12 protein-coding genes are annotated in these 13064 nt (G+C 55.6%); 10 read left to right on the top strand and 2 right to left on the bottom strand.

Going from position 1 to position 13064, the window contains the following annotated elements; all coding sequences use genetic code 11:
- Window positions 1-469: 469 nt before the first annotated feature.
- Window positions 470-3229: a pyruvate, phosphate dikinase gene (gene ppdK, locus O2597_RS03480; RefSeq protein WP_269522798.1), complete on the bottom strand. Its 2760-nt coding sequence runs from the start codon at window positions 3227-3229 to the stop codon at window positions 470-472.
- 211 nt (window positions 3230-3440) lie between these two features.
- Here ppdK and tatC point away from each other — a divergent pair, with 211 nt between their 5' ends.
- From tatC to O2597_RS03495, 3 genes are all read left to right on the top strand, one after another.
- Window positions 3441-4256: a twin-arginine translocase subunit TatC gene (tatC, locus tag O2597_RS03485; RefSeq protein ID WP_269522799.1), complete on the top strand. Its 816-nt coding sequence runs from the start codon at window positions 3441-3443 to the stop codon at window positions 4254-4256.
- A 6-nt stretch (window positions 4257-4262) separates the two neighbouring features.
- Window positions 4263-5264, top strand: coding sequence for an NAD-dependent epimerase/dehydratase family protein (locus O2597_RS03490; RefSeq protein ID WP_269522800.1), 1002 nt, complete (start codon window positions 4263-4265; stop codon window positions 5262-5264).
- Between the two features lie 80 nt (window positions 5265-5344).
- The gene (locus tag O2597_RS03495; RefSeq protein ID WP_269522801.1) at window positions 5345-6670 is read left to right on the top strand and encodes a response regulator; all 1326 of its coding nucleotides are present in this window, start codon (window positions 5345-5347) and stop codon (window positions 6668-6670) included.
- On the opposite strand, the gene O2597_RS03500 is transcribed toward O2597_RS03495, so the two are convergent.
- The gene (locus O2597_RS03500; protein ID WP_269522802.1) at window positions 6667-7473 is read right to left on the bottom strand and encodes a TrmH family RNA methyltransferase; all 807 of its coding nucleotides are present in this window, start codon (window positions 7471-7473) and stop codon (window positions 6667-6669) included. The two genes, O2597_RS03495 and O2597_RS03500, sit on opposite strands and share 4 nt — an antisense overlap.
- A gap of 80 nt (window positions 7474-7553) precedes the next feature.
- On the opposite strand from O2597_RS03500, the gene O2597_RS03505 reads away from it, so the two are divergent.
- From O2597_RS03505 to tsf, 7 genes are all read left to right on the top strand, one after another.
- Window positions 7554-8780 (top strand): class I SAM-dependent RNA methyltransferase, encoded by a 1227-nt coding sequence (locus tag O2597_RS03505; protein ID WP_269522803.1) that lies wholly within the window; start codon window positions 7554-7556, stop codon window positions 8778-8780.
- Between the two features lie 94 nt (window positions 8781-8874).
- Window positions 8875-9075, top strand: a complete 201-nt coding sequence (gene rpsU, locus O2597_RS03510; RefSeq protein ID WP_269522804.1) for a 30S ribosomal protein S21 — start codon at window positions 8875-8877, stop codon at window positions 9073-9075.
- Between the two features lie 88 nt (window positions 9076-9163).
- The gene (locus tag O2597_RS03515) at window positions 9164-10117 is read left to right on the top strand and encodes a sugar phosphate isomerase/epimerase family protein (protein WP_269522805.1); all 954 of its coding nucleotides are present in this window, start codon (window positions 9164-9166) and stop codon (window positions 10115-10117) included.
- A 325-nt stretch (window positions 10118-10442) separates the two neighbouring features.
- Window positions 10443-10874: an Hsp20/alpha crystallin family protein gene (locus O2597_RS03520; RefSeq protein WP_269522806.1), complete on the top strand. Its 432-nt coding sequence runs from the start codon at window positions 10443-10445 to the stop codon at window positions 10872-10874.
- Window positions 10875-10902: 28 nt separating this feature from the next.
- Window positions 10903-11286, top strand: coding sequence for an Hsp20/alpha crystallin family protein (locus O2597_RS03525; protein ID WP_269522807.1), 384 nt, complete (start codon window positions 10903-10905; stop codon window positions 11284-11286).
- Window positions 11287-11557: 271 nt separating this feature from the next.
- Window positions 11558-12364 (top strand): 30S ribosomal protein S2, encoded by an 807-nt coding sequence (gene rpsB / locus O2597_RS03530; RefSeq protein WP_269522808.1) that lies wholly within the window; start codon window positions 11558-11560, stop codon window positions 12362-12364.
- Window positions 12365-12417: 53 nt separating this feature from the next.
- The gene (tsf, locus tag O2597_RS03535) at window positions 12418-13011 is read left to right on the top strand and encodes a translation elongation factor Ts (protein ID WP_269522809.1); all 594 of its coding nucleotides are present in this window, start codon (window positions 12418-12420) and stop codon (window positions 13009-13011) included.
- Window positions 13012-13064 lie beyond the last annotated feature (53 nt).

The following is a 13064-nucleotide window of genomic DNA, read 5'->3' on the forward strand; positions in this document are numbered from 1 at the left end:
CCATATTGAGTCGCTCGCAATCATTCAAGCTCCTCCCCTGCGTGCAGGGGAGGGGGACCGCAAGGCGGTGGAGGGGTTCAAGCACAGGAGAACTCGATGTCCTATTGCGGCCTTCCCGCTAATGGAGCGACAACACAAAAAAAGGTTCTTCGCCATTTACCGGGGAAAGCATCGTCGAATACTGGAATGAAGAGAATCTTAATTTTACAACCGCTTCGCTAGAGGTAGGGAGGCAGGGGAGGAGAACAAAGTCATGCCACCGGATAGCTCCTCTCCCCAACCTCGCCCGACAGGGCTCTCTAGCGGAGCGGTTGTGAAAAATAAAATGGAGTGTATGAGACTTCACGTAAATCCTTTGAATCATCAAGGATCACTGTTTATGCAGCCGTTCCCCGGTAAATAACCATGAACCCAAAAAAAGCCCTCCGTTTCCGGAGGGCTTTTGAATTCAATTCGTGACCGAATCGGCTTACTTGAGCGCTGCCTGGGCAGCGGCCAGACGTGCAACCGGAACGCGCGGCGGCGAGCAGCTGACGTAGTTGAGGCCGACTTGGTGGAAGAAGTTGATGGAAGCCGGATCACCACCGTGCTCACCACAGATACCAAGCTTGATACCCTTGTTGGTCTTGCGACCCTTGGCGGCACCGATCTCGACGAGTTGGCCAACACCGGCAGCGTCGATGGACGCGAACGGATTTTGCGGCATGATGTCGAGCTCCTTGTACTTGCCGAGGAAGGAACCGGCGTCGTCACGGCTCATACCGAGACCGGTTTGGGTCAGGTCGTTGGTGCCGAAGCTGAAGAACTGTGCGGTTTCGGCGATTTCGTCAGCGGTCAGAGCGCCACGCGGCACTTCGATCATGGTACCGACGAGGTATTCGAACTTCACCTTCTTCTTCTCCATGACTTCCGCAGCAACGCGGTGGATCACGGCGACTTGGTTCTTGAGCTCATCAGCAAAGCCGACCAGCGGAACCATGACTTCAGGAACGACCTTGATCGGCTTCTTCAGCTTGTAGCAAGCTGCAGCAGCTTCGAAGATTGCACGGGCCTGCATTTCGGTGATTTCCGGATAGGAGATACCGAGGCGGCAACCGCGGTGACCGAGCATCGGGTTGGCTTCATGCAGGGCGTGGACACGATTCGAGATCACATCCACATCCACGCCGAGGGAATTCGCAAGCTCGCGCTTGGAGGACTCGTCGTGCGGGAGGAACTCGTGAAGTGGCGGGTCGAGCAGACGGACGGTGACGGGCAGGCCGCCCATGGCCTTGAACAGTCCGGTAAAGTCCTTGCGCTGGAAGGGCAGGAGCTTCTTGAGGGCTGTACGGCGTTCCTTTTCGTCGGATGCAAGAATCATCTGACGCATGAAGGTGATACGGTCGCCTTCGAAGAACATGTGCTCGGTACGGCAGAGGCCGATACCTTCAGCACCGAAGGAAACTGCATTGGCAGCTTGCTCCGGGGAGTCGGCATTGGTGCGAACACCCAGCTTGCGATACTTGTCGGCCCAAGTCATGACTTGGTCGAAGAGCTGGAAGGTGTAGCTGTCCTTGGCCTTCATCTTGCCGGAGAGAACCTGGTTCACTTCGGACGGAGCGGTGGTCACGGAACCGGCATAGATGTCACCGGAAGTACCGTTGATGGAGATGTCGTCACCTTCATTCAGGACCGTGTCACCGATGGTCAGTGTGCCGGCACCGTAATCGATTACGACTTCAGAAGCACCGCAGACGCAGACCTTGTTCATTTGACGGGCAACCAGCGCAGCGTGTGAGGACACACCACCGCGGGAGGTGAGGATCCCGTCGGCAGCGATCATACCGCGAAGGTCTTCCGGTGTGGTTTCCACACGGCAAAGTACTGCGTGACCGCCGGAAGCGGCAACTTGCTCGGCCTTTTCTGCGGTGAAGCAGATCTTACCGGCGGCAGCACCAGGGCCAGCGGGGAGGCCTGTGCTCAAAACCTTGGCCTTCTTTTCAGCGGCCGGGTCAAACACGGCAACGAGGAGGCTGGAGATGGAGTCGGCCGGGATCTTGAGAAGTGCAGTCTTCTGGTTGATCAGCTTTTCCTTCACGAGCTCAACCGCGATACGGACCGCAGCCAGACCGGTGCGCTTGCCGTTACGGGTTTGCAGCATGTAGAGCTTGTTGTTCTGCACTGTGAACTCGAAGTCCTGCATGTCCTTGAAGTGCTTTTCGAGCTTCTTGCGGACAGCTTCCAGGTCGGCGTGCGCATTCGGCATTTCTTCCTTCAGCTTCGCGATCGGGTTCGGCGTGCGGATACCTGCGACAACGTCTTCACCTTGTGCGTTGATGAGGTACTCACCGTAGAAGACCTTTTCACCGTTGGCCGGGTCGCGGGTGAAGGCAACACCGGTTGCACAGTCTTCACCCATGTTACCGAAGACCATGGCTTGAACGTTCACCGCAGTACCCCAAGCGGCCGGGATGCCGTACTTTTGGCGGTAGAGGATGGCGCGTTCGTTTTGCCAGGACTTGAAGACCGCACCGACGGAGCCCCAGAGTTGCTCGTAGGCATCCTGCGGGAAGGCGGACTTGGTGCGCTTCTTGATGATCTCCTTGTAGCGCTTGATCAGTTCCTTGAGGTTTTCGGCGGTCAGTTGGTTGTCGAACTTGACACCGACTTCTTCACGAAGCTTTTCAAGAGCAGCTTCAAACGGGCAATGGTCGTTTTCGTTGACGGCCTGCACGCCCATGACGACGTCACCGTACATTTGGATGAAGCGGCGGTAGCAGTCGTAAGCGAACGCTTCGTTGCCGGATTCTTCAGCCAGCGCCTTCACGGTCTTGTCGTTCAAGCCGAGGTTCAGGATGGTGTCCATCATGCCGGGCATGGATTCGCGGGCACCGGAACGGACGGAAAGAAGAAGCGGGTTCTTTTCAGCGCCAAGCTTCTTACCGAGTTGCTTTTCGATCACTGCGACGGACGCCTTGAGTTCCTTCTCAAGGGTGGTCGGATACTTCAGACCGTTGTCATAGAAGTATGTGCAAACTTCGGTTGTAATGGTGAAGCCGGGAGGCACGGGCAGGCCGATGCGGGCCATCTCGGCAAGGTTTGCTCCCTTGCCGCCGAGAAGCTCGCGAAGCTTCGAATTACCATCGGTCTTGTCGCCGAAGTCGTAGATATACTTCACAGCCGTTGCTGCTGTGCGCTTCTTGGCGCCGCGCTTGACTGCTTTCTTCTTGGTTGCTTTTTTTGCTGGCATATTGAGTCCTATGTGAGGATCGGGTGATAAGATTTGAGCTTTGCTGATGCATCGCTCAAAGCGTTGAAAACGGGCTAGCAAATGCATTTCAATCTGCCTGTCAATGGATTAGGCTTAAACAAGCGGTTTTCTAGACGATCGTATAGGAATTTGACCGGATTTTCAGGATTGCACTCGAAGCATTGCTGCCTTCATACCTAGCCGGAAAACCATGACTGACAGCGGACTGGATAAAGAGGAATTTGACGAAGAACTCGATGTGAATGGGAACATGAGTTTTCTTGAGCATCTGGAGGAATTTCGCTGGACGCTGGCCCGAAGCGTGGGTGCGTTTCTGCTTGGAGCGATCCTGGTGGCCTGTTTTCTCGGGCAGGTTTCCGACTTCCTGCAGTACCCCTTGCGCGTGGCTTACGGTTCTGCGGAAGTGGCGGAACAGCAACTGGTCACACGGAACCCGATGGGGGTCTTCTCGGTATTCATCCAGATCGTGTTTCTCGGAGGCTTCACGCTCTCCTTGCCCTTCATGCTCTATTTTCTCGGTCGCTTTATCGCCCCCGGGTTGAATGAGCGGGAGAAGCGGATCCTGATACCGTCCTGTTTTGCGGCTTTCGTACTTTTCATTGCGGGTGTCGCCTTTTCCTTCTTTGCAGTGCTGCCGCTGACCCTGTCGTTTTGTGTGCGCCTGAACAACTATTTCCACTTCACGCTCTGGTGGACGGCGACGGATTATTTCAGCATGGTGGTTTGGTTTTCCATCGCGCTCGGCGGGTTCTTCCAGTTTCCCTTGATCACCGTGATACTGGTTGTGATCGGGGTGGTCACGGTTGAGCAGTTGAAGCGTTTTCGCCGGTTCGTGGCGGTTGCGATCATGGTTTTTGCGGCGCTCCTCACGCCAGGCGGGGATCCCATTTCGCTGTCCATTATGTCCGTTCCGATGTACCTCCTCTACGAACTTGCGATCCTGATCGGGGCACGTTTCGAGCGGGCAAAACGTGACAAGGAGCTTGCGGAGACGGATGATCTCTAAGTCTCGATGGATGGTATGAAGGTGTTGGTTACAGGTGGCGGCGGATTTGTCGGAAGCTATTTAATTGAGCGTTTGTTGGGTCGTGGGTATGCGGTCCGGTCCTTGGGGCGTTCGCCGCAACCGCAACTTGCCGACATGGGGGTCGAGGTGGTCTGCGCGGACCTCTGCGATGCGGATGGGGTTCTCGAAGCCTGTGCCGGCGTGGACGCGGTGTTTCACGTTGCGGCCAAAGCCGGTGTCTGGGGAAGTTGGGAAAGTTACTATCGTCCGAATGTGGTGGGGAGCCGCAACATTGTGGAGGCATGCCTGCGTCAAGGGGTCTCTCGCCTCGTCTATACCAGTACGCCGAGTGTGGTCTTTAATGGTGAGCCGATCCGGGGTGGGGATGAAGGGCTGCCTTACGGCCGGAACTGGCTTTGTCATTATGCCCACAGTAAAGCGATCGCGGAAGAGGCGACCTTGGCCGCGAACTGTGATGCCCTGAAAGTCTGTGCCTTGCGTCCGCACCTGATCTTTGGTCCGGGCGATCCCCATTTGTTGCCCCGGGTGATCGGCAGTGCGGTTTCGGGACGGTTGAAAATTGTCGGCGAGGGCACGAGCTGCGTGGATGTTTCCTATGTCGAGGATGTGGCGGATGCACATCTGGCGGCATTCGATGCCTTGGCTGAAGGGCGTGGGGCCGGCCGGGCTTATTTCATTTCGCAAGGGGAGCCCGTTGAGCTTTGGCCGTGGCTCAACGGGATACTTGAAGCCATGGGGCATCAGCCTTTGACGAAGAAGGTTTCCCTGCCTGTCGCCTATGCGATGGCCTCCGTGGCAGAAGCGATCTGGGCAGTTTTCCGTTTGAAGGGGGAGCCGCCGCTCACTCGTTTTGTGGCGGTGGAGTTGGCGAAGGATCATTACTTCTCGATCGAGGGCGCCAGACGCGATTTGGGATACGAACCCAAGGTAACGATGAAGGAGGCTTTGGAGAAGACGGTCAAAGACCTGAAGGAACGGAATCTCTAAGGTTTTTGCCTAAAGATATTGTTCAAACGGGTTGACCTTCCTGTCGTTTCGGGAAGGATTGTCAGTTCATGCCTAGTGTCATGACCCTATGTTTGGCAGTGATCATCTGCATCCTCCTTGTGATCTGTCTGGTGCTCTACCGGAAGTTGCAAGCGGTCCGGGGCGTTAAGTCCGCGGGGTGGGGTAGTTTTTCTGATGCGCAGACCATCGCCAACGAGGGGAATCCGCTCTTTGCCACACTCTCGCATGAGCTGAGGACTCCCTTGAACGGATTGCTCGGGATCGTTCAAATGTTGCAGGAAGAGCTTGGCGGGGACGACGAGGACCTGGAGGCGATCGAAGGTTGTGCCCATCACATGCTCGCGGTGATCAGTACGCTGGTCAATCTGACGAAGATGAAGGAGGAGTGGAATGAGCTCCCCGAGTACCGGGAGTGGGTCAGCCCCTACGAATTATTCGAGCAATTGAAGAAGCAATTGTCGTTTCGGGCAGGTCTGCGCGGTTTGAAGTTGGAGGTCGTCCATCAAGACAAAACCACACGTTTACGTGGCGACTCGGACCATTTGAAGACCATCGTTGAAGGGCTTCTCCTGGGCTCTTTGGAGTCGGTCTCCTTGTTGGAGATCCCAACGAAGCGTCAGATCTTGCGTTTGGCTTGGGAGACGCGTGAGAAAGAAGTCATCATTTCTCTTCGCAATCCGCTCGAAGTTTATAGTGATGCGCGCGGCATCCGTATCCTCGACGCCTTTAAGATGACAACCGGTCATCATCATGCCCGCATCCCGATGGAATATTTGTACTGGGCGGTTTCGTCGGCCTTGCTGGAGCGATACAATGGAGTGCTTCGCACTAAGGAAATCGAGGCGGGAGGCGCGGTGACCCGGGTATCTTTTGAAATGGCACAGATGCAGGCGTCGCCGTCCGAGCGCCGTCCGGTGGGTGGCTTGAGCCTGGATGTGAACCGCGGACGGTCCACATCGGCACAACTTCTGCCGGTCAAGCTTTCGGTTTTGGTAGCGGAGGACGATCCGATCACGCGGAGCTTGATGTCTGCGGTACTCAAACTCATGGGGCAGGAAGTTTCTTTTGTCACCAATGGTCGTGAAGTGTTGGATATGATCAGTCAGTCGCGTGCCTACGATTTGATCCTGATGGACATCGACATGCCGGTGATGGACGGAATGAGTGCGGCAATTGCCTTGCGGAACGGAGAATCCGGCGAATATGGCACGAAGATCCCGATCGTGGCCGTGACTGCATTTAATACCTTGTCGGACGAAGGTAAGTTCAAGCGTGCAGGCATGGATTATTACCTGCCCAAGCCGGTTAAGTTACGGGATCTGCGTTCCGTCCTCTTGGAAGTGGTGAAGCAACGGAAGCCTGTGGCCGGTTCCGCCGCCCGTTAACTGTCGCGCTGGCGTCGTGCTTCGTAGAGGCAGACGGCCGCCGCCACGGATACGTTGAGCGAGTCAGCCCGACCTGCCATTGGAATCCGTATCCTGCAATCCGCTGCCTCGAGGCAGTGCGTCGTCAGTCCGTCGCTTTCGCTCCCAAGAAAGAGTGCGGTGCCTTTCCGGTAGTCGACATTCCAGTGCAGGTTCTCGGTGTCGGGAGTGGTGGCAACGAGTTGGATTTGCTTTTGGCGGAGCCAGGGCAGGAAGGTCTCGCGGCTTACGCTGACGATGGGCAAGGCAAAGACCAGGCCTTGCGAGGAGCGGATTGCATTCGGGTTGTAGAGGTCGAGGACGCAGTCGACCAAAACCACTGCATCGGCACCTGCGCCGTCCGCACTTCGCAACAGTGCTCCCAGATTGCCCGGTTTTTCAATGCCCTCCAGTACGAGTAGGAGCGGGGCCTCCGGAAGGTTTAGGTCGTCGAGTGAGTTGGCCTGTTGGCTGGCGAGACCGAGGAGGCCATCGGGGCCTTCCCTGTAGCAGGCCTTTTGAAAGGCATCCGTGCTCATCCGTACCAACTGGATCGACTGCTCGCGGCGGCACTCGTCGATGAAGGCGCCATGCGCCTCCGAAGGAAAGAGCTCCGGGCAAAAGTAGATGGTCTGTACTTCGAAGCCGGAACCGATCGCATGGCCGAGTTCGCGCAAGCCTTCGACGATGAAACGTTCCTGCCGGTCGCGGTGCTTGCGCTCGCGAAGCTTGACCAGGTTTTTCACCTGTTCGTTCTGTCGGCTCTGAATATAGGCTTCGTCCATTGGCTGGAGAGTGAGAAGTCGTTGCAAAAGTGTGAATTCTAAACTTTCCCTTCCGTGATTTCTCTCCACTACTACATCATATGAGCCAGTCCGCACCGAAAAATTTTGTTCCCGAGCCATTCGAGTACCATCATGAGCTTGAGTTGACGATAGAGAGCCTGACCAACCTCGGGATGGGGGTGGCGCGTGTTGACGGCTGGGTCGTTATGGTGCCCTTTGTCATCCCCGGAGAAAAAGTCAGGGGCCGGATCTTTCGCAATTACGCCAATTATTCCGAAGCCGATTTAATGGAAGTGCTTGAGGCTTCGCCTGACCGTGTGGAGCCGAAGTGCCCGCTTTTCCAGACTTGTGGCGGCTGCCAGTACCAGCACATGAGCTACGCGCGCCAGCTTCAGGAGAAGACCCGACATGTGACCGAGCTCATGCAGAAGTTGGGGGAAATCGACCATCCGGTGGAACTCTCGCACGGCTCGCCTCAGGTGTACCATTATCGCTCCAAGTTGACGCCGCATTATAACCGTCCGAATAAGGACGGCAGCCAACCGATCGGTTTCCTTCGCCATGGCCGCCGGAGTGAAATTGTCGACGTGCCGCAATGTCCGATCGCGACACCGGCAATCAATGAAGCCCTGCCGTCCGTGCGTGAGAAGGCGCGCCGCGAAGGCGGGAAAAAACGCCGTCAGCGGGGGGGGACGCTCTTGCTGCGCGATGTGATTGAGGGGGTGGAAACGGAGCCGCAGTCGATTGTTTCGGAACGGGTGGGGGATTTGACCTTCCAATTCAAGGCGGGGGAGTTTTTCCAGAATAACCCCTTTATCCTTCCGGAGATGGTGAAGTATGTGGCGGAGGAGGCTTCAGCCACGGGGGCGCAGTATCTGGTGGACGCCTACTGCGGGGTCGGCCTCTTTTCCCTGTCCACGTCCGCGAGCTTCGAGCAAGTCGCGGGAGTGGAGATCAGCGAGCCGGCGGTGCGCTGGGCCCAGGCAAATGCGAAGATTTGTGGGATCAAGAATGTCCGTTTTGTGATCGGGAAGGCCGAGGCGATATTTGCCGGTTTGAAATTCCCCGCCGATGAAACCACGGTCGTGATCGATCCGCCCCGCAAGGGATGTGACGAAAGTTTCCGCCAGCAGCTCATGTCCTACCGACCGCAGCGCATTGTCTATGTCTCCTGTGATCCCGCAACGCAGGCCCGGGATGTGAAGGAATTTGTGGAGGCGGGCTACGCGATCACCCGGATACAGCCCTTTGACCTGTTCCCGCACACCCGTCACATCGAAAATGTGATAACATTGAACCGGGTATAAACTATCGGATACAGCTGTAAATTAGGGTTGACGGGGCGCTTCGCAGGCACATTGTCCTCCCACTTTTCCACCGTACAAAGTTTTTCTAATAGATATGGCAATTGATGTAAAAGTCCGCAAAGGCGAGCCCATGGAGCGTGCGCTCCGTCGCCTCAAGAAGCGCCTCGACCGCGAAGGTGTGATCCGTGATGTACGCGCCAAGCGCTACTTCGAAAAGCCTTCTCAGGCCAAACGCCGCAAGAAGAAGGAGTTGGATTTCAACAACATGCTTCGCGTTCGTTATTCGAATATGTAAGTTTGAAGCTGCGGGTTACCGCAGGCTTTCCAAGAGTCCCGGTCCTGCGTTCGCGAACCGGGATTTTTTGTAGCATATTAGAAGAACCATGGCTGAGCTTATCGACCGTCTTTCGCTTTCCACTTGCTGGTGTTCGGCAAGGCATACCGACGGTTATGAAATGGTGGAGGAGATGGTCGGGCTTGGTTTCAAGCGGATCGAGCTGAGCCATGGGATCCGTATCTCTCTGGTTCCAGGCATCTTGACCGCAGTCGAGGAAGGTCTGGTAGAGATTTCTTCGGTGCATAACTTCTGTCCGCTGCCGAATAGCGTCCAGCATGCTGCGCCCAACCTCTACCAGCCTTCCAGCTATGATTCCCGCGAGCAGACCTTATGGAAAAAGTACTCGGCCCAAACCTTTGATTTTGCCGTCAAAGTTGGCGCGAAAAAGGTGGTGATGCACTCCGGCTCGGTTTGGTTCTTTTTCTCCTCGCCGGAGGATAAGCTGGATAAGTGGATGGATTCGGCCGATCTCGACGTGCTTGAGATGGCAGAGGACAAGGCCTTTCAAAAGCGTCGTGATCGCGCCCTGAAGAAGATCCGGCGTCATTCCAAAAAGGCGCTCGGGCGTGTCTTGGACAATTATGCCGAGGTGTTGCCGCTGGCAGCAGAGCGTGGACTGACCTTGGGGATTGAAAACCGGGAGGGGCTGGAAGAACTGCCACTCGACGAGGGGCATGGCGATTTCATCCAGAGTCTGTCCGACAAGGGGCCGGTTGGCTACTGGCACGATGCCGGTCATGCCGAGATCAAGGCTCAGTTCGGCTTACTCGATCACCGCAAGCGATTGGAGGAACTGTCTGAGCGACTCGTTGGTTTCCATTTGCACGATGTCTCGAAGGAGGGGCGTGATCACCGGGTCCCGGGGAGCGGGGTGATCGATTTCAAGATGATAGCGGAATTCGTGCGGCCCGAGCACACTTTAGTCCTGGAGTTGAGCCCGAGTCTGAGCCGGGACGAGGTCCTTCGTTCCAGAGATTATATTGGATCCGTGCTTCAGTAGTATTCGGTGTTTGGCGCGCCTCTGACGGGTTGCCTTTCCCCGGGCTGATTTGGTTTTACGAGAGGCGGTGCCGGGGCCAGGCCTCGCCGGTCGTCCTGCTTTGTTTTCGCTGAGGCGCGCATTTGTCTGCCTGGAGGGGGTGGGACATTCTGGCGCATTAGATAAAACTGTCACGCTCGGCGCATAGAATGAGACATTATGACTCTTTGTTGTTTGGGGAGCGAATTTGTAAGTCGTTGAATGTCAGTGGGTATGTGTGGGCTGTTAAGCTGGCACGATGGATGCACGTATTTAAGCGAACACATATATCAAGGAGGAATACACTATGAAACTTATTCGTTATGAATACCCGCAAGCACCGGCAACGTCCGCATTCAATCGTCTCTTCGACCTAGGCGCACCTTCATTTCAGCGCTTTGGGAACCTGTTTGACGATTTCTTTGGTTCGAATGCCGGTTTTGGTCAGCCCTCTGCCGACCTCTACGAGGACGATCACAATTACTACGTCCGTATGGAACTGCCCGGCGTGAAGAAAGACACGATCGATCTCGAGCTGGAAAACGCGGTACTCACGATCAGCAGCGCACATGAGGCAAAGGACAAGGACACGGAAGAAAGCTACAGCTTCCAACGCTCCATCTCCGTACCGGATGGTGTGGAGGTCGGAAAGGTCACAGCTGCCTATGAAGACGGCATTCTTACGATTACGATGCCCAAGGCAGAGGCCCGGAAACCGCGTCAAATCACTATCAAATAATCACATAGATCAAGAGGAGGTTACAAAAATGAGCACAGAAGTTGAAACAACGAACAAGGCCGAAGTGAGCAAGGCGGCTCCGCGCAAATGGCGTCGTCCGCAATACAGGGTTTCCGAACATGAGGATGCCTTTGAGGTTGCGGTTACCATGCCGGGAGTGGGGCGCACGGGGTTGGATATTTCCCTGGAAGGAGAAACCCTAAGTATCCGTGGGACCCGCCTACATCCGTCCACAGCGTCCGGATGGCGGCCCTTACGCCGTGAATTGCCTGAAGGCGATTATCGTCTGGAACTTCGCCTGAATGTTCTGGTCAATGAAAACAAGATCCGTGCTGAAATGGCCGATGGCATTTTGCGACTGACACTTCCCAAGGCGGACGAGGTCAAGGCGCGCAAGATCAAGGTCGGCTAAGCCGATCCAATTTTCAGGTTAATATTGCGACAGGCCGGTGCGTGAAAGCACCGGCCTTTTTTGCGTCAATCCGGTGAAGAAGTGAATAAATGCCGGATTTCGCTTGCCTTGAAAGCCACCGGTGCTATCCCTCTCCGCTTTCCTGCTCAAAGGGAGCGGGGAACGCCCGCCGTTACCGGCGTGAAAATAAAGTAATCTAAACGCAGAACTAACAGAGAAAAGAAAAACATATTTCTCCCCGGGGTTTTCGCTCCAGGGCTTTGAAAATACCATGAATACCACACCTAAAGACCTCCTCGATGCCGGCGTCCATTTCGGTCACCAGCTCCGCCGCTGGAACCCGAAGTCCAAACCCTACGTCTACGACAATCGTAACGGCATTTCCATCATCGACCTTGAAAAGACGCATGCCTTGCTTGAGAAGGCCTGCAACTTCATCGAAGACACGATCGCATCCGGCAAGGATGTGTTGTTCGTCGGCACCAAGAAGCAAGCGCAGGAAATCGTGCGCGAAGCTGCCGTGGCCTGCCAAATGCCGTTCTGCGTGAACCGCTGGATGGGTGGTGGTCTGACCAATTTCGCAACCATCAAGACTTCGCTGGCAAAGTACCGCAAGTTCCTGAAGATGGATCAGGACGGTGATCTGGACAAGCTGCCCGGTAAGGAAGAAGCCGCCATCCGTCGCCAAATGAGCCGGATGAACCGTAACTTCGAAGGGATCCTGAACATCGAACAACTGCCCGCCGCTGTTTTTGTGGTCGACTCCAAGAACGAGGAGATCGCTGTGGCTGAAGCCAACCGTCTTGGCATCCCTGTCCTGGGTCTTGTGGACACCAATTCCGACCCGACAGTCCTCGATTTCCCGATCCCGGGCAATGACGATGCCGTCAAGTCGATCCGCATCATCGTTGAAACCATCCTGGAAGCCGCCCAAAACGGTCTCTCCAAGCGCGAAATGAAGAAGATTCAGAAGGCCGCGGCTCCGCTGGTCCGCGAACAAGTCTTCGAGCAAGAGGATGATGTCGAAGTGACACTGCCGGCCGGTTACGGCGAGGAAGAAAGCTCGGAGGAAAAGTAATCCCCGGATTTTCGATTCATTCGATTTAAAATACACAGCCAACCTAAAGATAAATGAGTGTACAAATTAACGCAAAAATGGTCGGTGAGCTCCGTGAAAGCACCGGTGCCGGCCTGATGGATTGTAAGAAGGCCTTGGTCGAAGCTGAGGGTGACGTCGAAAAGGCCGTCGAACTGCTTCGCAAGAAGGGTGTGGCCACTGCAGCCAAGAAGGCTTCCCGCGACGCCAGCGATGGTCTGGTCGAGTGCTACATCCACCTCGGTGGCAAGGTCGGTGTGCTGGTTGAAGTGAACTGTGAAAGTGACTTCGTTGCCAAGACCGACGACTTCAAGCAATTCGTCCGCGATATCGCCATGCACGTGGCCGCATCCAGCCCGGTTTGCGTTTCCCGCGAAGACATCGATCCGGTCATTATCGAGAAGGAGCGTCAAGTTGCCGAAGCCCAAGCTGAAGGCAAGCCCGCTCAAGCGATCGAGAAGATCGTTGAAGGCAAGCTGAACAAGTTCCTCAGCGAGTCCTGCCTCCTCGAGCAAGCTTTCGTTAAGAATCCCGACCAAACCGTTCAGGAAGTCCTGACCGCCATGATCGCCAAGATGGGCGAAAACATGGTGATCAAGCGTTTCGCACGTTTCCAAGTCGGAGCTTAATCGAATTCCTGTTTTCTGTTTTTAAAAGCCCCGTGTCCGTTATGGATGCGGGG

The organism is Coraliomargarita parva, assembly GCF_027257905.1.
Classification (GTDB): Bacteria; Verrucomicrobiota; Verrucomicrobiia; order Opitutales; family Coraliomargaritaceae; genus Coraliomargarita_A; species Coraliomargarita_A parva.